Origin of the sequence: Halomonas salipaludis, assembly GCF_002286975.1 — a bacterium.
Classification (GTDB): Bacteria; Pseudomonadota; Gammaproteobacteria; order Pseudomonadales; family Halomonadaceae; genus Franzmannia; species Franzmannia salipaludis.
This window is the reverse complement of record NZ_NSKB01000002.1, coordinates 397,477-415,355: the sequence shown is the minus strand read 5'-3', so window position 1 is coordinate 415,355 and position 17,879 is coordinate 397,477. Positions and strand designations below refer to the sequence as shown.

The following is a 17,879-nucleotide window of genomic DNA, read 5'->3' as shown; positions in this document are numbered from 1 at the left end:
GAGGAGGGCGCATGACGTCCCTGACCGACAAGACGCAATCCCGTGATGCCAAGGTCAAGCCGGTGACCGAGCTGGCGGCACGCCTGTCCCGCGAGCTGCAAGGCGAGGTGCTGTTCGACCAGGCTTCGCGGGGGCGCTATTCGACCGATGCGTCGATCTATCAGGTGACGCCGGTGGGGGTGGTGATTCCCCGCCACCAGGCGGACCTGGGGCTGGCGCTGGATATCGCCCGCGACGCCAACGTGCCGGTGCTGGCCCGCGGTGCCGGTACCAGCCAGTGCGGCCAGACGGTGGGTGAGGCGCTGGTGATCGACACCACCCGCTATCTCAACGGCGTGGTCGAATTCGATGCCGAGGCGCGTACGGTAGTGGTCGAGCCCGGCATCGTGCTCGACCATCTGAATGCCTGGCTCAAGCCTCACGGGCTGTGGTATCCGGTGGACGTATCGACCAGTGCCCAGTGCACCATCGGCGGTATGACCGGCAACAACTCCTGCGGCTCGCGCTCGATCCGCTACGGCAACATGGTGCATAACGTGCTCGGCGTCGAGGCGCGCCTGGCGGATGGCAGTGACGTCAATCTCGGCCATGTCGACCGCATGGCCGAGGGCTCGGCGGAGCAGCGCCTCGCCGCGCAGGTCAGGGCCATTGCCGAACGCGTCGGCCCCGAGATTCGTGACCACTTTCCCAAGGTGCTGCGCCGGGTCGGTGGCTACAATCTCGACCTGTTCGACTGCCAGAATCCCAAGCCCTACGACCCCGACGGTCGCGTCAACCTGGCGCATCTGCTGGTCGGTTCGGAAGGTACCCTGGGGGTCAGTCGGCGCATTACCCTGCGCCTCTCGCCGCTGCCCCAGCACAAGGTGCTGGGGGTGGTGAATTTCCCCACCTTCTATCAGGCGATGGATTTCACCCAGCATATCGTCAAGCTCGACCCCACCGCGGTGGAGCTGGTCGATCGCACCATGATCGACCTGTCGCTGGAGAATCCGGCGTTTCGGCCGGTGATAGAGAAGGCCCTGATCGGCAAGCCCGAAGCCATCCTGCTGGTGGAGTTCGCCGGTCACGATCAACCTGCACAGCGCGAGGCGCTGGCCAAGCTCAGCCAGCTGATGGGCGATCTGGGACTGCCCGGCAGCGTGGTCGAGATGCCCGAGGCCGGCGAGCAGAAGGCGCTGTGGAACGTGCGCAAGGCGGGGCTCAACATCATGATGAGCATGAAGGGTGACGGCAAGCCGGTCTCCTTCATCGAGGACTGCGCGGTACCCCTCGAACATCTCGCCGAATACACCGACAAGCTTACCGAGGTCTTCCATCGCTACGGCACCGAGGGCACCTGGTACGCCCACGCCAGCGTTGGCACGCTGCACGTACGGCCGATTCTCGACATGCGCCGCGACGGCGCCGAGAAGATGCGCGAGATCGCCGAGCAGGCCTCGGCCCTGGTCCGCGAGTACAAGGGGGCCTACTCCGGCGAGCACGGCGATGGCCTGTGTCGCGGCGAGTGGGTGGCCTGGCAGTTCGGCCCCACCGTCAACGACGCCTTCCGCGAGATCAAGCAGCTGTTCGATCCCGACAATCGCTTCAACCCGGGCAAGATCGTCGATACGCCGAAGATGGACGACGCCCGCTACTTCCGCTTTGCCAAGGACTATCAGGCGATTCCGCTGACCCCGGTATTCGACTGGTCGCCCTGGAACGTCAAGCGCGACCCGCTCAGCGGCGAGCAGACGCCACCCGGCTCGGGGGGCGATGCCACCCATGGCTTGGCCATGGCGGTGGAGATGTGCAACAACAATGGCCACTGCCGCAAGTTCGACGCCGGCACCATGTGTCCCAGCTTTCGCATCACCCGCGACGAGCAGCATCTTACCCGCGGACGTGCCAACACTCTGCGCCTGGTGCTCTCCGGCCAGCTCGGCGACCAGGGTCTGGCCAGCGACGAGGTAAAAGAGGCCCTCGACCTGTGCGTGTCGTGCAAGGGCTGCAAGCGCGACTGCCCCACCGGCGTCGACATGGCCAAGTTCAAGATCGAGGCGCGTAGCGCGCGAGCCCGCGCCAAGGGGCTCTCCCTGCGCGACCGCATGGTCGGCGAGATGCCGCGCTATGCGCCCTGGGCGAGCCGATTCGCCGGGCTGGTCAATGGCGTCGAGCGCGTGCCGTTCCTGGCACGGCGCATCAAGCAGGCGCTGGGCCTGGCCGCGCAGCGCAGACTGCCGATCTTCGACGGCAATTTCCTGGCCAGCGCCGAGGCGCCCAGCGGCATCGCCGCGGGAGCGCGGGAGGTGCTGCTGTTCGTCGATACCTTCAACAACTATATGGAAGGCGATAACGCCAGGGCCGCCAAGCGCGTACTGGAAGCGGCCGGCTATCGGGTGCACCTCAACGTCACGCCTGGCCAGCGGCCGCTGTGCTGCGGGCGTACCTACCTGTCGTCGGGGCAGTTCGACAAGGCCAAGGCCGAGGCCAGACGCACCCTGGACCAGTTGCTGCCCTACGTGAAACGCGGCGTGGCAATCGTCGGCCTCGAGCCGTCGTGCCTGCTCTCCATGCGTGACGAGTTCCTGCAATACGGGTTCGGCGACGAGGCACGGGCACTGTCCGAAGCGGCCTACCTGTTCGAGGAGTTCCTGGTCGAGGCCAGGGCGGCTGACCAGCTGCCGTTGGCGTTCAAGGCGCTGCCTCACAGTCGCGCCATGCTCCACGGCCACTGTCACCAGAAGGCCTTCGACGCACTGCGCCCGGTGGAGCAGGTGCTGGCGTGGATTCCCGAGCTCGAGGTCGAGACCATCGAGTCGTCCTGCTGTGGCATGGCGGGCAGCTTCGGCTATGAGGCGGAGCACTACGACGCCTCGCTGCAGATGGCCGAGCTATCGCTGCTGCCGGCGATCCGCGAGGCGCACGCCGATGCGGTGCTGGTCGCCGATGGCACCAGCTGCCGCCACCAGATCAAGGATGGCAGCGGTCGCGAGGCGATCCACGTGGCGCGCCTGCTGGAGCAGGCGCTAGACGTCGGCTGAGCTCGCGTTAGGGAAACGCTGCATAAATGTCTGCGCGTGCGAATCACTGCGTTGCGCGGTGCGCGAAATCCTCACCTATACCCCATAGGCTCCGGTTTCTGTGCTCCGTGCGCCTTGTGCTTCATCCCGCTCGCCGATTTATTCAGCGCTTCCCTAGTGTGTCTGCCAGGCGGGACCGTGCGGATAGACATGCTCGCTCAGTGACTCGGGCTTGAGGGTAATGCTGTAGCCCGGTGCGGTGGGCACCTGGTAGTGGCCGTTGCGGATCACTACCGGGTGCTCGAAGTGCTCATGGAGGTGGTCGACGTACTCGAGAATGCGCCCCTCCAGCGAGCCGGACACGGCGATATAGTCGAAGATCGATACATGCTGCACGTACTCGCATAGCCCCACTCCGCCGGCGTGGGGGCACACCGGCACGCCGAACTTGGCGGCCATCAGCAGCACCACGATGACCTCGTTGAGTCCACCGAGTCGCGCGGCGTCGATCTGGCAGTAGTCGATGGCCTCGGCCTGCAGCAGCTGCTTGAACATCACCCGGTTGTGGCAGTGCTCACCGGTGGCCACGCCGATCGAGCCCAGCCGATGACGAATCTCGGCATGGCCGAGGATGTCGTCGGGGCTGGTCGGCTCCTCGATCCACAGCGGGTCGAATTCGGCCAGCTGGCGCATGTTGGCGATGGCCTCGTCGACGTCCCACATCTGGTTGGCGTCCATCATCAGTGCACGCTCCCAGCCGATCTCCTCGCGGAGGATCTGGGCGCGACGCCGGTCCTCCTCGAGGTCGCCGCCGACCTTCTGCTTGAAGTGCGTCCAGCCCTCGGCCAGCGCCTCGCGGGCCAGGCGTCGCACCTTGTCGTCGGGGTAGCCGAGCCAGCCCGCCGAGGTGGTGTAGCCGGGGTAGCCCTGGGCGCGCATTTCGGCTTCGCGCTCCGGGCGCCCGTCGGCCTGGCGGCGAAGCAGGCCCAGCGCCTCCTCGGGGGTGATGGCGTCGCTGACGAAGCGGAAATCGAGGCTCTTGACCAGCTGTTCCGGGGACATGTCCACCAGCAGCTTCCACACCGGCTTGCCCTCGGACTTGGCCCACAGGTCCCAGATGGCATTGACGATCGCTGCCGTGGCGAGGTGGATCACGCCCTTCTCGGGGCCGGTCCAGCGCAGCTGGCTGTCGCCGCTGGTGAGTCGGCGCCAGAAGCTACCCATCTCGCCGGTGATGGCTTCCAGCGTCTCGCCCTCGATCAGGTAAGCCAGCGACTCCACGGCCTTGACGCACAGCTCGTTGCCGCGGCCGATGGTGAAGGTGAGGCCGTGACCCTCGAGGCTCGTATCGGTATGCAGGGTGACATAGGTGGCCGAGTAGTCGGGGGCCGCGTTCATGGCATCGGAGCCATCCAGCGAGCGTGAGGTGGGAAAGCGAATGTCCTGAACCGTGAGGTGGGTGATCGACGTCATGGGCATCTCCTGAGGTGTCATACTGTAATACTAGCCTGGCGGTTGCCTGGGCAGCAAACGACTGCGCCCCACCAATGAGGTGGGGCGCAGGTCATGCAGCTACCTAGACGAGGCGTGGTCAATTGCCCATCAAGGGATCCGTCACACCGATCACATAGAAAGCGATCAGCGCGATGATGCCGGTGAACGTCAGGTAGTAGATCGTCGGCAGAATGGTCTTGCGGATGGTCGTGCCCTCGCGACCCAGCAAGCCGACGGTGGCAGATGCTGCGACCACGTTGTGGATGGCGATCATGTTACCCGCCGCGGCACCGACCGCCTGTAGGGCGACCATCATGGCCGTGGAGACACCCAGCTGCTCGGCGACGTTGAACTGGAACTCGGCAAGCATCAGGTTGGCAGCGGTGTTGGAGCCGGCGATGAAGGCGCCCAGGCCGCCCACGGCAGGGGCGAACAGCGGATAGACACCGCCCACGCCATCGGCCACGAACTGGGCCATGGCCACCGGCATCGAGACCAGGTCGGAGCCGTTGACGCCGGAGTTGATCAGGATACGCACCATGGGGATGGTGAAGATCAGCACGAAGCCAGCGCCGATGATGGTCTTGGTCGACTCACCAAACGCGGCCTGCAGCTCGGAAAACTTCATGCGATGGAGTAGCGCCGTGAGCAGCACCACGAATACCAGGATGCCGCCAGGCAGGTAGAGCGGCGCTATCGCACCCGATACGCCGGCTTCACCGAGGATATTGCTCCAGCTCAGGACGACCGAGTTGAGCGCGTTGGTAACCGGCTCGACGGTGCGCGAGATCACCAGCAGCACGGCCAGCAGCACATAGGGGACCCAGCCCATGAAGGTCGACAGCGGCTTCTTGCCGACGATGTCGTCCATCTTGATCTCGAGCTTGCCGATCCACTCGTCGAGCCACTGCTCGCGGGGCGGAAAGTCCCAGGTGTCCTTGGGAATCAGGAAGCCGCGACGCGCCGCCGGCACGACGATGGCAAGGCCGACCATGGCACCGATCATCGACGGGAATTCTGGCCCCAGCAGTACGCCTGCCAGCATATAGGGCACCACGAAGGCGACACCGGCAAAGATGGCGAAAGGCGCGATCGAAAGGCCTTCCTTCCACGAGCGGTTGGCGCCGAAGAAGCGCACCATGATCACCACCATGATCAGCGGCATCAGCACACCAACGATACCGTGAATGATCGCCACTTCTGCAGCAATTAGCCGGAAGTATTCGGTCCAGGTGGCGCCGTCGGCGGCCAGGCGCTCGGTGATGGCACTACGGTTCACGCCGCCGCTGACGCCGACCACGATCGGAGTACCTACCGCGCCGAAGGAGACAGGCGTGGACTGGATCATCATACCGACGACGACCGCGGCCAGTGCCGGGAAGCCCAGTGCCACCATCAGCGGCGCGGCCACAGCGGCGGGGGTGCCGAACCCGGAGGCGCCTTCGATGAAGCAGCCGAACAGCCAGGCGACGATGATTGCCTGGACGCGACGGTCGGGGCTGATGCCGGAGAAGCCGTTGCGGATGGCGGCGATGCCCCCCGAGTACTTCATGGCATTGAGCAGCAGAATGGCACCGAAGATGATCCACAGGATCGAGACGGTGAGGATAAGCCCCTGTAGCGATGAGGCCACGACCCGGGTGAAGGTCATGTCCCAGGCGACCAGGGCGATCAGGGCGGAGACGACGAAGACGATTGGCATCGCCACCTTGGCCGCCATGCGAAAGCCAATCAGTAGTACGCCGGCCAACAGCAATGGCGTGAATGCCAATAGCGCGAGTACAGTGTCATTCATGAGGCAAGTTTCCTCTTGTTTTTTCAAGCATCGTGGACGATGCCAGCAACGGGAGTGAGACGCTTGCGTGTCCAATGGGATATCAGCGACGGCTGTCATCCCGGCTAACCGTCACCTTGGACGGGTAGTGGGAAGATAATCGTATTAGTGGCTTCGATGCCATATGTGGGTAATTGGTATGACCAGTGCGTCATGAAACGGTTGTTGCTTATTTAAATGATTGAAATTTAACGAATAGTAGTTATTTTTAGTGAGAAGTTCCGGCCTTTTTGAGGGACTTTAGGCCCCCGGCGTTCGACTAATGGACAGTGGGTTATATCAGTTTCAGGAAGGAATGCAGGCCGTTGATAGTCTGAGGCTATTTGTGCGGTTGAGTGAAACGACAATGCTATTGGTGAGGAGTAAGCTCTGATGTCTCCCGTGCTATACGACCTTAGTGGTAAAGATGATGCGCTGCGGTTTTCACCCTATTGCTGGCGAGTGAAGTTGGCGCTGGCACACAAAGGGCTCGACGTCGAGACGCGCCCTTGGCACTTCGTCGACAAGGATGCGCTGGCCTTTTCTGGCCAGGGGGCCGTGCCGGTACTGGTGGACGGTGATGACGTCGTCTGTGACAGCTATGAGATCATGCGCTACCTCGACCGCACCTACCCCGGCACGCCGCTGTTCGGCGACGAGCGCGCCGAGGCCAGGGCGCGTTTCTTCAAGTTCTACGCCGAGCGTTCGCTGGCACCGGCGATCCTGCGCACCATCATCATGGACCTGCTCAACGCCCTGCACCCCGGCGACCGGGAATACTTTCGCGAGACCCGCGAGAAACGTTTCGGGCGCAGCCTCGAGGACTTTCATTCGCCGAGCCGCGGCCTGAGCCAGCTGGATGCGGCCCTGGAGCCACTGCGTGGCCGGCTCGATGAAGCCGACTTCATCGATGGCGAGGCCCCGGCTGCCGCCGACTACCTGGTGTTCGCCACCTTCATGTGGGCGCGGGTGGTATCGGCGGCGGATCTGGTCTCCAACGCCGATCCGGTCTACGCCTGGCTCGAGCGTATGCTCGACCTGAACGGCGGCATGTGTCGCGCGGCGCCTCGCGTGGTCGATCTCCCTGACGGCTACCGCTGACGCTGAATCCGCGCTGAACGTGGCGCTAGCTGCGTGCTTCTATGTCTCGATGGCCCGTTAAACGGGCCATCGGCACTTCTACATGGCCCAATCATCTGGGTTAGACCAATGTCTAGCCGAGCTCGGCTTTCGCTGTGTCTCCACAACTACCATACTAGTCATATCAGATGGTCGGGCGCAGGCTTCGGCGGAGACGAAACGCTTATGAACACCACCCTCAAGACACTCTGGCACGAGACCAGCGACGCCGAGTCGGTACGTCAGCGGCTTTATCAGGTACTGCGCCAGTCGATCATTCACATGGTGCTGGCGCCGGGGCAGGCGCTGTCGGAAAAGGAGATCGCCGATACCTTCAACGTCAGCCGTCAGCCGGTACGCGAGGCGTTCATTCGCCTTTCCGAGGCGGGGCTGGTGGAGGTGCGCCCCCAACGCGGCACCTATGTGGTGAAGATCTCCCAGCGGGCGGTGCTGGAGGCGCGCTTCGTGCGCGAGGCGATCGAGGTCGCGGTGGTGCGCAGTGCTGCCGCCAAGGGATTGCCCCGGTCCGATCTGGCCGAATTGCACGAACTGCTCGATCGCCAGCGGCGCTGCGTCGATCCCCATGACTTCGACCGCTTTTACCGGCTCGACGAGGATTTCCACCGCACTCTGGCGCTGGCCGTCGGGCAGCAGGCGGCATGGAAGGTGACCCAGGAGGTCAAGGCACAGTTCGACCGGGTGCGCTATCTCAGCGTGCCCGACACCACGCCGATACCGCGCCTGATCGAGCAGCATGCGGCGATCGTGGCGGCCATTGAGGCTCGTGATATGGAAGGTGCAGAGCAGGCCATGCGGCTGCATCAGAGTGAAATACTGAAATCGCTCCCCACGTTAGTGCAGCGTTTTCCTGAGATGTTCGAGGGAGCTTCGGCGCAGAGTGCTAACGACGGCCAACACGCACTTGGCTAACGCAACAATCACAATACGCACGCCACTTCAGGAGATTTCCATGAAAATGTCAGTACTCACCTCGGCCATCGTTGTGGCCGTGGCCAGCAACATGGCTCATGCAACGTATCAGCTCAACCTCTCGTCGGCGCTGAGTTCCCAGGATCCGGTAGTGCTGGCCATGGAGAGTGCCAGGCAGGCCATCGAGGAGCGCTCCGACGGTGAACTCACCATTCAGGTATTCCCCAACAGCCAGCTCGGTTCCGACGAGGACGTGGTGGAACAGATCCGTAGCGGGGCCAATATCGCCATCCTGATCGATGCCGGACGGCTCTCCGAGTATCAGCCGGAGCTGGGCATTCTCAGCGCGCCTTACCTGGTGGAAGACCACAGCGACTATGCGCAGATCACCTCCTCCGACCTCTACCTTGGGTGGGTCGAGAGCCTGGCCGACGACAGCGGACTGCGGCTGCTGAACTACAACTGGTTCCAGGGCTCACGCCAGATGCTGACCCAGAATCCGGTCGAGTCGCCGGACGATCTGAGTGGCGTTCGCGTGCGCACCATCAACTCGCCGGTGTGGGTCAAGACCATCGAGTCCATGGGGGCCACGCCCACGCCGCTGCCCTGGTCCGAGGTCTACTCCGCATTGCAGCTGGGCTCCATCGATGGGGCTGAGGCCCAGCTGACCGCGGCCGAAGGCCAGAACCTGCATGAAGTCATCAGCCATATCGCCCTGACGAGCCATATCCATCTCATGACCGGGATCGCCACCTCCGAGCAGTGGTACCAGTCGCTGCCCGAGGAGTTGCAAGTGATCCTGACCGAGGAACTCACCCGGGCCGGGGAAGAAGCCAGCCAGGCCACCGTCGATGCCCAGGATGCCGTACGCGAGCGCATGGAGGCGGAGGGCGTGACCTTCACCGAGGTGGATATCGAGGTGTTCCGCGAGCGCGTCGATGGGGTCTATGCGGAGCTCGGCTATGACGAGTACCGCGAGCAGCTGGTCTCGGGAGAGTAAGGGGGAGGAGTTCCCATGTGGCGTTGGTACGATCGACTCGAGGAGTGGCTAGCCATTGCGCTGCTGGCCGGTACTTCCCTGACCATGCTGGCCAGCTCGACGGCCCGGGCGCTGGGGCAGCCCTTTGCCGGCGGCGCCGAGTTGGCCCAGTTCCTGTTCATCTGGACCGCCGTGCTGGGCGCGGATATCACACTCCGTCGCGGTGGACAGGTGCGCATCGATGCCCTGGCGGTTCGTTTGCCGCTGCCACTGCAGCGTCTGGTGACCGGTTTCTGCTTGATCTTGATGCTGCTCTTCCTGGCTCTCCTGGTGCGGCATGGTTTTCCGCTGGCGCTCTCCAACTGGCAGCGCCCCATGGGCGTCGCCGGCCTGAGCTATGGCTATATCACCTTGGCCTTGCCGGTCGGTGCGGCGCTGATGATGGTCTCGCTGATTCGTCGCGTCATCGACCAAGGCATTATCGGCAGCCTTGTGGCCGATGACGAGATCGTGGAGGAGGCGCTATGACCGCTGCCCTGCTGCTTGGGCTCGGCCTGCTGTTGATGGCGATTGGCATGCCCGTGGCGTTTGCGATCGGCATTGCGGGGTTCGCCTATTTCTTTCTCCCCGGCACCTTCCTGCCGGTCAATATCGGCCCGCAGCGTATCGTCTCCGCCACCCAGTCCTTCCCGCTGCTGGCGGTGCCGCTGTTCATCTTCATCGGCCACCTGATGAATGCCAGCGGCATCACGCCACGGCTGATGCGGCTCTCCACGCTGCTGGCGGGCTGGATGAGCGGCGGGTTGGCCCAGGCCAGCATCGTACTCAGCACCCTCATGGGTGGCGTGTCCGGCTCGGCGGTCGCCGACGCCGCCATGCAGTCCCGGGTGCTGGGGCAGGGCATGATCAAGGGGGGGTATAGCCCCGGCTTCTCGGGGGCCGTGCTCTCCATCGGTGGCCTGATCACCGCCACCATCCCGCCGAGCATCGGCCTGATCCTGTACGGCTATCTCGGCGAGGTGTCGATCGGGCGACTCTTCATCGCCGGTCTGGTGCCCGGCTTCCTGCTGATGGTGGCGCTGATGGTGACCACCTACTTCGTCGCCAAGCGGCGCGGCTATACCCCGGTGCGGGAAGGGTTGCCCACGGGGCGCGAGGTGCTCAAGGCCGCACGCGCAAGCGTCTGGGCGCTGCTTTTCCCGGTCTGGTTGCTGGTGGGGATTCGCTACGGCCTGTTCACGCCTTCCGAGGCGGGTGCCTTCGCCGTCGCCTATGCGCTGGTGGTGGGCTGTGTCATTCACCGTGAGATGGGGGTGAAGGAGATCCTGGCGGCGATGCATGCCAGCGTGCGCGACATCGGCATGATCATGCTGATCATCATGTTCTCGGGGATCATCGGCTACGTCGTCTCCTTCGAACGGGTGCCGCAGACCATCGCCGAACTGACGCTGGGCGTCTTCGCCAGCCAGACGGCGCTGCTGCTGACCCTGGCGGTACTGCTCGTCTGCCTCGGCATGCTGCTCGAGGCCACCGTGGTGGTCATGCTGCTGACACCGATCCTGGTGCCGGTGATCAAGGCAGCGGGCATCGATCCGGTGCACTTCGGCCTGCTGATGATGACGCTGGTCACCTTCGGCGGCATGACACCCCCGGTTGGCATCTCCATGTACACCGTGTGCGGCATCCTGCGCTGCTCCTTCATCGACTACAGCCGCGAACTGGTGCCGTTTGCCCTGGCGGTCTTCGTGGTGGTGCTGGGCATCATCCTTTTCCCCGATATCGTGCTGTTCCTGCCCAACCTGCTGATGGGCTGAATATGCTCAAGTCCAACGACGATGGAGTTTGTCATGCCCTTTAATGATCGGATCGACTTCATGGGGCCGGACTTCCTGCTCGAAAACGAGCCGGCGCGCCGGCTCTACCACGAGCATGCCGCCGACATGCCGATCTGCGACTACCACTCGCACCTGAGCCCGGCGGAGATCGCCGATGACGTGCGGTTCGACAACCTCACCCAACTGTGGCTCAAGGGCGACCATTACAAATGGCGTGCGATGCGCTGCGCGGGTATCGACGAGCGGCGCATCACCGGCGATGTGAGCGACCGCGAGCGCTTCCAGGCCTGGGCGGAAACCGTGCCCGACTGTCTCGGCAACCCGCTCTATCACTGGACCCATCTGGAGCTTCGCCATCCGCTGGGCATCGAGAATACGCTGCTCTCGCCCGCGACGGCGGAGGAGATCTGGACGACTTCTCGCGAGCGGCTGGCCACACCGCCATTGAGCGCCCAAGGCATTCTCGAGCGTTTCAAGGTGCGCACGGTGTGCACCACCGACGACCCGGTCGACGGTCTCGAACTGCACCGGCGCCATGCCGAGAGCGGAGCTGCCCCCAGCATGCTGCCGACCTTTCGCGCCGATAGCGTACTCAAGATCGAGCAGCCCGGCTTCGTCGACTATCTGGAGGCGCTCGAGCAGGCCAGTGGTGTGCCGATTAGACGCTTCGACGATCTGCTCGCCGCGCTGACGCAGCGTCTCGACCACTTCGCCACCCACGGCTGCTGCCTCTCGGACCACAGCCTGGAAAAGCCGGTGTTCGTTTCGCCACCGAGTACGGTCGAACTGGACCGGCTGCTCGACCGCCGTCGCCGCGGCGAAGCGCTCTCTGGCGACGAGAGCGGCGGCTTTACCACGGCGGTGCTGCTGTGGCTGGGGCGCGAGTACGCCCGCCGCGGCTGGGTGATGCAGTTGCACCTGGGCGCGCTGCGCAGCCTGAGCCAGCGAGGGCTGGCCGAGATCGGCGCCAATAGCGGCTTCGATGCGATAGGCGACGTGACCTACGCCGAGCCGCTGGCGGCGATCCTCGATGCGCTCGACCGCGACCGGGCTCTGCCGCGCACCGTGGTCTACAACCTCAACCCGCGGGATAACGAGATGCTGGCGAGCCTGGTCGGTTCGTTTGCGAGCGACGGCATTCCCGGCAAGCTGCAGTTCGGCGCCGCCTGGTGGTTCAACGACCAGCGCGACGGCATCGAGCGCCAGCTCGTCACGCAGATGAACTTCGGCCTGCTGCGCCACTTCGTCGGCATGCTCACCGATTCGCGCAGCCTGCTGTCGTTCTCCCGCCACGACTACTTCCGCCGCATCTTCTGCCAGATGCTCGGCGCACAGGTGCAGCGAGGTGAGTTGCCGAACGATCTCGACCGTATCGGCGAGCTGGTGCGGGCGGTGTGCTACGACAATGTGCAGCGCTACCTCATTCAGCGCTAACGACGGACAACGACTACGGCCAATCCCCATGACAGCGACGGAACATTCATGAAAATAAGTGATGCCTATCTCATCGTCAGCTCCCCGGGGCGCAACTTCGTCACCCTCAAGATCGTCACCGAGTCGGGCATCTACGGGATCGGCGATGCCACCCTCAACGGCCGGGAAATGGCGGTGGTCGCCTATCTCGAGGAGCATGTGCTGCCTGCCCTGATCGGCCGCGACGCCAGCCGCATCGAGGATATCTGGCACTACCTCTATCGCGGCGCCTACTGGCGACGCGGCCCGGTGACCATGGCGGCGATTTCGGCCGTCGACCTGGCGCTGTGGGACATCAAGGCCAAGGCCGCCGACATGCCGCTCTATCAGCTGCTGGGGGGCAAGAGCCGCGAGCGGGTGATGACCTATGCCCACTGCACCGGGCGCGATATCGAGGGCTGCCTGGACGAGGTCGAGCGGCACATTGCCCTGGGTTATCGCGCGGTGCGGGTCCAGGCCGGGGTGCCGGGGATTGCGACCATCTATGGCGTGGCCAAGCGCGAAGGCGAGCGCTACGAGCCCGCCGACGCCGAGCTGCCCGCTGAGCACGTGTGGAGCACCGAGAAGTACCTCAACCACGTGCCCAAGCTGTTTGCCGCGGTGCGCGAGCGCTTCGGCGACGACATCCACCTGCTGCACGACGTGCACCACCGGCTGACGCCCATCGAGGCGGCGCGGCTGGGCAAGGCGGTGGAGCCCTACCACCTGTTCTGGCTGGAGGACTGCGTGCCGGCCGAGAACCAGGAGAGTTTTCGGCTGATTCGCCAGCACACCACCACGCCGCTGGCGGTGGGGGAGGTGTTCAACTCGATCCACGACTACCGCGAACTGCTCGAGAACCAGTGGATCGACTACATCCGTACGCCGCTCTCCCACGGCGGCGGCATCACCCACGTGCGGCGCATCGCCGACCTGGCCGGGCTCTATCACGTGCGCACCGGCTTCCATGGGCCGACGGACCTGTCGCCGGTGTGCCTGGGCGCGGCCGTGCATTTCGATACTTGGGTGCCTAATTTCGGCATCCAGGAGCACATGCCCCACACGCCGGAGACCGACGCGGTCTTCCCCCACGACTACCGCTTCGAGGACGGCCACTTCCTGGTCGGCGAGACGCCGGGCCACGGCGTCGATATCGACGAGGCGCTGGCCAAGCAGTACCCCTACAAGCGTGCCAGCCTGCCGGTCAACCGGCTCGAGGACGGCACCCTGTGGCATTGGTGACCCTTTAGCATTGGTGAGGAGACGAACATGAAAGCATTCCAGGTCAATGCGCCGCTGGACTACCGGATCGCCGACGTCGAGGCGCCCACGGCGGCCCCTGGCGAAGTGCTGGTCAAGGTGGCCTTCGCCGGCATCTGCGGGTCGGATATGCATATCATCCATGGCGACAACGCCTTCGTGCGCTTCCCGCGCATCACCGGGCATGAGTTTGCCGGGATCGTCGAGGCGGTGGGCGAGGGCGTCGAGAACGTCGACATCGGCGAACGGGTGTGCGTCGACCCGGTGGTCAGCTGCGGGCGCTGCTACCCGTGCCGCATCGGCCGGCCCAATGTCTGCACCGCCATGCAGGTGATCGGCGTGCATCGCGACGGCGGCTTCGAGGAGCACGTCAGCGTGCCGGCGGCCAACCTGCATCGCTTGCCGGCGCACCTGGGGCTGGATATCGCCGCCCTGGTCGAGCCCTACAGCATCGCCGCCAACGTGCTCGACCGCATGCAGCCGCAGCCGGGCGATCGGCTGCTGGTCTACGGCGCCGGGGTGATCGGCCTGACCGTGCTGCAGATGGCCCGGGCCAAGGGCATCGAGGAGGTGATCGTCAGCGACGTCATCGACGAGCGCCTGGCCACGGCCCGCGAGCTGGGCGCATGGCACACCCTGCATGGCAGCCGCGACGACGTCGAGGCCGAGATCATGCGCCTCACCGACGGCGAGGGCGTGCCGCTGATTGCCGATGCCGCCTGCGTGCCGGCGCTGCTGCCGCAGATGCTGCGCCTGGCCTCGGCGGCGGGGCGCATCGGCTTGCTCGGTTTCAATCCCACGCCCAGTGACCTGGTGCAGCTGGAGGTGATCAAGAAGGAGCTGACCCTGGTCGGGTCACGACTCAACAACCGTAAGTTTCCGGAGGTGCTCGAGCTGCTCGCATCCGGGGCACTCGACGCGGCCGCGCTGGTCAGCCACCGGCTGCCGTTCGACGAGATGCCCGGTGCCATCGACATGCTCGAGCATCATCCCGAAAGGGCCCGCAAGGTACTGATCGAGATCGGTGCCTGACGGCCAGTTGGCACACGCCATTTGTACCTTGATGCACAGCAATCACAACTCACAACCCGTTCGTGCAGGAGTCAACGCCATGATCAAGCAAGTCGTTACCGGTGCCGTGCTCGGCGCCGCCCTGATCGCAAGCCAGGCGGCGGTGGCCGCCGACTTCACGCTGCGCTTCGGCCACCTGGCCAATGAGCAGAACATCTGGCACCAGGCCGCCGAGACGTTCAAGGAGGAGGTCGAGGCCAACTCCGACGGCCGTATCGAAGTCCGCCTCTATCCCAATGAGCAGCTCGGCAGCGAGATGGATGTGATCAACAGCATCCAGCTGGGGACCGCCGAGATGACCATCACCGGCGAGAGCCTGCAGAACTGGGCGCCCAAGGCGGCGATGATGGCGGTGCCCTATGCCTTCCGTGACTCGGAGCACCTGCATGCCGCGGTGAGCGGCGAGATCGGTGCGGAGATCGAGGAGCAGATCACCCAGCAGGCCAACCTGGTGCCGCTGGCGTGGTTCGAGCGCGGCCCCCGCGAGCTCACCTCCAATCGTCCCATCGAGCATCCCGATGACCTCGACGGCATGCGCCTACGGGTGCCCAACGTGCCGCTGTTCGTCGATACCTGGGAGGCGCTGGGGGCGCGGCCGACGCCGATGGCCTTCAGCGAGGTGTTCACCGCCCTGCAGCAGAACACCATCCAGGCCCAGGAGAACCCGCTGAGCCTGATCGAAAGCGCCAGCTTCTACGAGGTGCAGGACTACGTGAACCTCACTGGCCATGTGCGCAGCTGGATCTACGTGGTGATCGGCCAGGATGCCCTGAACCAGATGCCCGATGACCTCCAGCAGGTGGTGCGGGACGCTGCCGCCAGCATGCAGGACTACCAGGCGGAGCTGTTCGTCGAGGACCAGGAGCGCCTCGAGGAGGCCCTGCGCGAGCGCGGCATGGAGTTCGTCGAAGTGGATATCGAGGCCTTCGCCGAGCGCGCGCGTCCGGCGGTCGAAGAGGCCCTCGACGACGAGCAGCGGGCGCTGTTCGAGGCCATCCAGGACCTGTAAGCCAGGCGGGCGGGCAGCTGCTGCCCGCCTCGTCTTACCGGAGTCGCAAGCATGACGACATCTGATCCCCAGGCGCTCGAAAAAGAAGCGATCGAGCGCCTCGATACGCTAGCCTCGGTGCCCACCCTGGGAGGCCCGCTGGGGCGTGTGATCGGCTGGATCGACACGCTGTTTCTGGGGCTGGCGGTGATGGCCCTGGTGGCCATCGCCATCACCGTGCTGCTGCAAATATCCGGCCGGCTGTTCCTGCCGTTCCCGATGGCCTGGACCGAGGAGCTGTCGCGCTATCTGTTCGTCTACATGGTGGCGCTCTCGGCGGGGGTGGTGCTGCGCCGTAATCGCAACGTCAACGTCGAATTGTTTCATCACTGCCTCGGGCCGCGTGCCCGGGCCGGCTATCAGGTCGCAGTCTGCCTGCTGATCGGCGGCTTCGCCTGGATCGTGCTGCCCTATGCCTGGCTGTACGCCCAGAACGGCGCCTGGCAGACCTCGCCGACTCTCAGGGTCCCCATGCTCTATATCTTCTTCTCCACCGTGGTGATGTTCGCCCTGCTGCTGAGCTATAGCGCGCTCGGCTGCATCGAGGGCCTCATCGCCATGCTGCGTCCCAAGGAGCGTCGCTGATGGAAGTACTCGTCCTGTTCGGGGTCTTCCTGGTGCTGCTGGTGATTGGCCTGCCGATCGCCTTCGCCCTGGGGCTCGCCTCTCTGGCCTATTTGTTGCTCGAAGGCATCTCACTGACCATCGTGCCGCAGCGCATGTACGCCGGCATCGATACCTTCGTGCTGCTGTGCATTCCCGGTTTCGTGCTGGCCGGCAACCTGATGAACGTAGGCAACATCACCGAGCATATCGTGCGTTTCGCCAATGCCCTGCTGGGCCATATCCGTGGCGGCCTGGGGCTGGCCAACGTCGGCGGTTCGATGATCTTCGGCGGCATCTCGGGTACCGCGGTGGCCGACTCGGCGAGCATCGGTTCGGTGATGATTCCTGGCATGGCCCGCTCCGGCTACGACAAGCCCTTCGCCGCCGCGGTCACTGCCGCCTCCTCCACGGTGGGGCCGATCATCCCGCCCAGCGTGCCGATGATCATTGCCGGGTCGCTCTCCGGCGTCTCGGTGGGGCGGATGTTCCTGGCCGGCGCCATCCCCGGGCTGCTGCTGGGCCTGGCGATGATGATCACGGTCTATATCCTCGCCGTGCGGCGTGGCTATCCCAGGGGCGAGCGGGCCACCTTCATGGAGCTGCTGCGCGAGGGACGCACCGCCTTCTGGGCGCTGCTGATGACGGTGATCATCCTCTACGGCATCATCGGCGGCTTCTTTACGCCCACCGAGGCATCCATCGTTGCCAGCCTGTATGCGCTGGTGGTGGGCATGTACGTCTACAAGGGGCTCTCGTGGCGCAAGCTGCCGGGGATTCTCAGCGACACGGTGCTCACCTCCTCGGCGCTGCTGCTGCTGGTGGGGCTGGCCAATCTGTTCGGCTGGATCCTGACCAGCGAGCAGGTGCCGCAGATGATCGCCGCGCTGATCCTGTCGGTCAGCGAGAACCCGATCATCGTGATCCTGATTCTCAACCTGATCCTGCTGTTCGTCGGCGCCTTCATGGAGACCATCGCCGCGCTGATCATCCTGTTCCCGGCGCTGCTCGGGGTGGCCACCGGGGTCGGCGTCGACCCGGTGCACTTCGCGGTCATCGCGGTGCTCAACCTGATGATCGGCCTGACCACGCCGCCGGTGGGCGTCTGCCTGTTCGTGGTGGCGGGCATCGGCAAGCTGCCGATGCTCACCGTGGCGCGGGCCATCGTGCCGTTTCTGCTCTGCAATATTGGCGTACTGCTGCTGGTCTCCTATGTGCCGGCGGTGTCGCTGTGGCTGCCGACCCTGATCATGGGCGAATGACCCACCATAAGGAG

Annotated in this window: 14 protein-coding genes; 12 read left to right on the top strand and 2 right to left on the bottom strand. The window is 64.7% G+C overall.

Annotated features, from left to right (window positions below; translation table 11 throughout):
- Positions 1–11 precede the first annotated feature (11 nt).
- The gene (locus CK498_RS05825; protein WP_095619913.1) at positions 12–3,020 is read left to right on the top strand and encodes an FAD-binding and (Fe-S)-binding domain-containing protein; all 3,009 of its coding nucleotides are present in this window, start codon (positions 12–14) and stop codon (positions 3,018–3,020) included.
- A gap of 153 nt (positions 3,021–3,173) precedes the next feature.
- Here the strand turns inward: CK498_RS05825 and CK498_RS05820 are convergent, their stop codons facing one another.
- Both CK498_RS05820 and CK498_RS05815 read right to left on the bottom strand, forming a co-directional pair.
- Positions 3,174–4,472, bottom strand: a complete 1,299-nt coding sequence (locus CK498_RS05820; RefSeq protein WP_095619912.1) for an L-fuconate dehydratase — start codon at positions 4,470–4,472, stop codon at positions 3,174–3,176.
- Between the two features lie 118 nt (positions 4,473–4,590).
- On the bottom strand, positions 4,591–6,288 hold the full coding sequence (locus tag CK498_RS05815) for an L-lactate permease (RefSeq protein WP_095619911.1): 1,698 nt from the start codon (positions 6,286–6,288) through the stop codon (positions 4,591–4,593).
- A 411-nt stretch (positions 6,289–6,699) separates the two neighbouring features.
- Between CK498_RS05815 and CK498_RS05810 the strand changes: the two genes are divergently transcribed.
- The 11 genes from CK498_RS05810 (at position 6,700) to CK498_RS05760 (ending at position 17,865) form a co-directional block, all read left to right on the top strand.
- The gene (locus tag CK498_RS05810; RefSeq protein ID WP_095619910.1) at positions 6,700–7,407 is read left to right on the top strand and encodes a glutathione S-transferase N-terminal domain-containing protein; all 708 of its coding nucleotides are present in this window, start codon (positions 6,700–6,702) and stop codon (positions 7,405–7,407) included.
- Positions 7,408–7,611: 204 nt separating this feature from the next.
- Entirely contained in the window at positions 7,612–8,355 is a 744-nt protein-coding gene (locus CK498_RS05805) for a GntR family transcriptional regulator (protein WP_095619909.1), read from the top strand.
- Between the two features lie 40 nt (positions 8,356–8,395).
- A complete protein-coding gene (locus CK498_RS05800) occupies positions 8,396–9,355 on the top strand; it encodes a C4-dicarboxylate TRAP transporter substrate-binding protein (protein ID WP_095619908.1) in 960 nt (319 codons plus the stop codon).
- 15 nt (positions 9,356–9,370) lie between these two features.
- Positions 9,371–9,862: a TRAP transporter small permease gene (locus tag CK498_RS05795; RefSeq protein WP_095619907.1), complete on the top strand. Its 492-nt coding sequence runs from the start codon at positions 9,371–9,373 to the stop codon at positions 9,860–9,862.
- Positions 9,859–11,148, top strand: a complete 1,290-nt coding sequence (locus tag CK498_RS05790; protein ID WP_095619906.1) for a TRAP transporter large permease — start codon at positions 9,859–9,861, stop codon at positions 11,146–11,148. The genes CK498_RS05795 and CK498_RS05790 overlap by 4 nt, the downstream gene beginning before the upstream one ends.
- A 33-nt stretch (positions 11,149–11,181) precedes the next feature.
- On the top strand, positions 11,182–12,603 hold the full coding sequence (gene uxaC, locus CK498_RS05785) for a glucuronate isomerase (protein ID WP_095619905.1): 1,422 nt from the start codon (positions 11,182–11,184) through the stop codon (positions 12,601–12,603).
- A 48-nt stretch (positions 12,604–12,651) separates the two neighbouring features.
- Complete coding sequence (gene manD / locus CK498_RS05780) at positions 12,652–13,863, top strand: D-mannonate dehydratase ManD (protein ID WP_095619904.1); 1,212 nt, start codon at positions 12,652–12,654, stop codon at positions 13,861–13,863.
- Between the two features lie 27 nt (positions 13,864–13,890).
- On the top strand, positions 13,891–14,913 hold the full coding sequence (locus tag CK498_RS05775; protein WP_095619903.1) for a Zn-dependent oxidoreductase: 1,023 nt from the start codon (positions 13,891–13,893) through the stop codon (positions 14,911–14,913).
- A gap of 79 nt (positions 14,914–14,992) precedes the next feature.
- A complete protein-coding gene (locus tag CK498_RS05770; RefSeq protein WP_095619902.1) occupies positions 14,993–15,961 on the top strand; it encodes a TRAP transporter substrate-binding protein in 969 nt (322 codons plus the stop codon).
- A gap of 51 nt (positions 15,962–16,012) precedes the next feature.
- Positions 16,013–16,585 carry a TRAP transporter small permease gene (locus CK498_RS05765; protein ID WP_095619901.1) on the top strand — a complete coding sequence of 191 codons (573 nt, stop codon included), beginning with the start codon at positions 16,013–16,015 and terminating at the stop codon, positions 16,583–16,585.
- On the top strand, positions 16,585–17,865 hold the full coding sequence (locus CK498_RS05760) for a TRAP transporter large permease (RefSeq protein ID WP_095619900.1): 1,281 nt from the start codon (positions 16,585–16,587) through the stop codon (positions 17,863–17,865). Before CK498_RS05765 ends, CK498_RS05760 begins: the two co-directional genes overlap by 1 nt.
- Positions 17,866–17,879 lie beyond the last annotated feature (14 nt).

Coding starts and splice junctions, on each gene's coding strand:
- CK498_RS05775 (WP_095619903.1), top strand. CDS start 13,891: ATGAAAGCATTCCAGGTCAATGCGCCGCTGGACTACCGGATCGCCGAC.
- CK498_RS05760 (WP_095619900.1), top strand. CDS start 16,585: ATGGAAGTACTCGTCCTGTTCGGGGTCTTCCTGGTGCTGCTGGTGATT.
- CK498_RS05820 (WP_095619912.1), bottom strand. CDS start 4,472: ATGACGTCGATCACCCACCTCACGGTTCAGGACATTCGCTTTCCCACC.
- CK498_RS05790 (WP_095619906.1), top strand. CDS start 9,859: ATGACCGCTGCCCTGCTGCTTGGGCTCGGCCTGCTGTTGATGGCGATT.
- CK498_RS05765 (WP_095619901.1), top strand. CDS start 16,013: ATGACGACATCTGATCCCCAGGCGCTCGAAAAAGAAGCGATCGAGCGC.
- CK498_RS05815 (WP_095619911.1), bottom strand. CDS start 6,288: ATGAATGACACTGTACTCGCGCTATTGGCATTCACGCCATTGCTGTTG.
- manD (WP_095619904.1), top strand. CDS start 12,652: ATGAAAATAAGTGATGCCTATCTCATCGTCAGCTCCCCGGGGCGCAAC.
- CK498_RS05810 (WP_095619910.1), top strand. CDS start 6,700: ATGTCTCCCGTGCTATACGACCTTAGTGGTAAAGATGATGCGCTGCGG.
- CK498_RS05795 (WP_095619907.1), top strand. CDS start 9,371: ATGTGGCGTTGGTACGATCGACTCGAGGAGTGGCTAGCCATTGCGCTG.
- CK498_RS05805 (WP_095619909.1), top strand. CDS start 7,612: ATGAACACCACCCTCAAGACACTCTGGCACGAGACCAGCGACGCCGAG.
- CK498_RS05825 (WP_095619913.1), top strand. CDS start 12: ATGACGTCCCTGACCGACAAGACGCAATCCCGTGATGCCAAGGTCAAG.
- CK498_RS05770 (WP_095619902.1), top strand. CDS start 14,993: ATGATCAAGCAAGTCGTTACCGGTGCCGTGCTCGGCGCCGCCCTGATC.
- CK498_RS05800 (WP_095619908.1), top strand. CDS start 8,396: ATGAAAATGTCAGTACTCACCTCGGCCATCGTTGTGGCCGTGGCCAGC.
- uxaC (WP_095619905.1), top strand. CDS start 11,182: ATGCCCTTTAATGATCGGATCGACTTCATGGGGCCGGACTTCCTGCTC.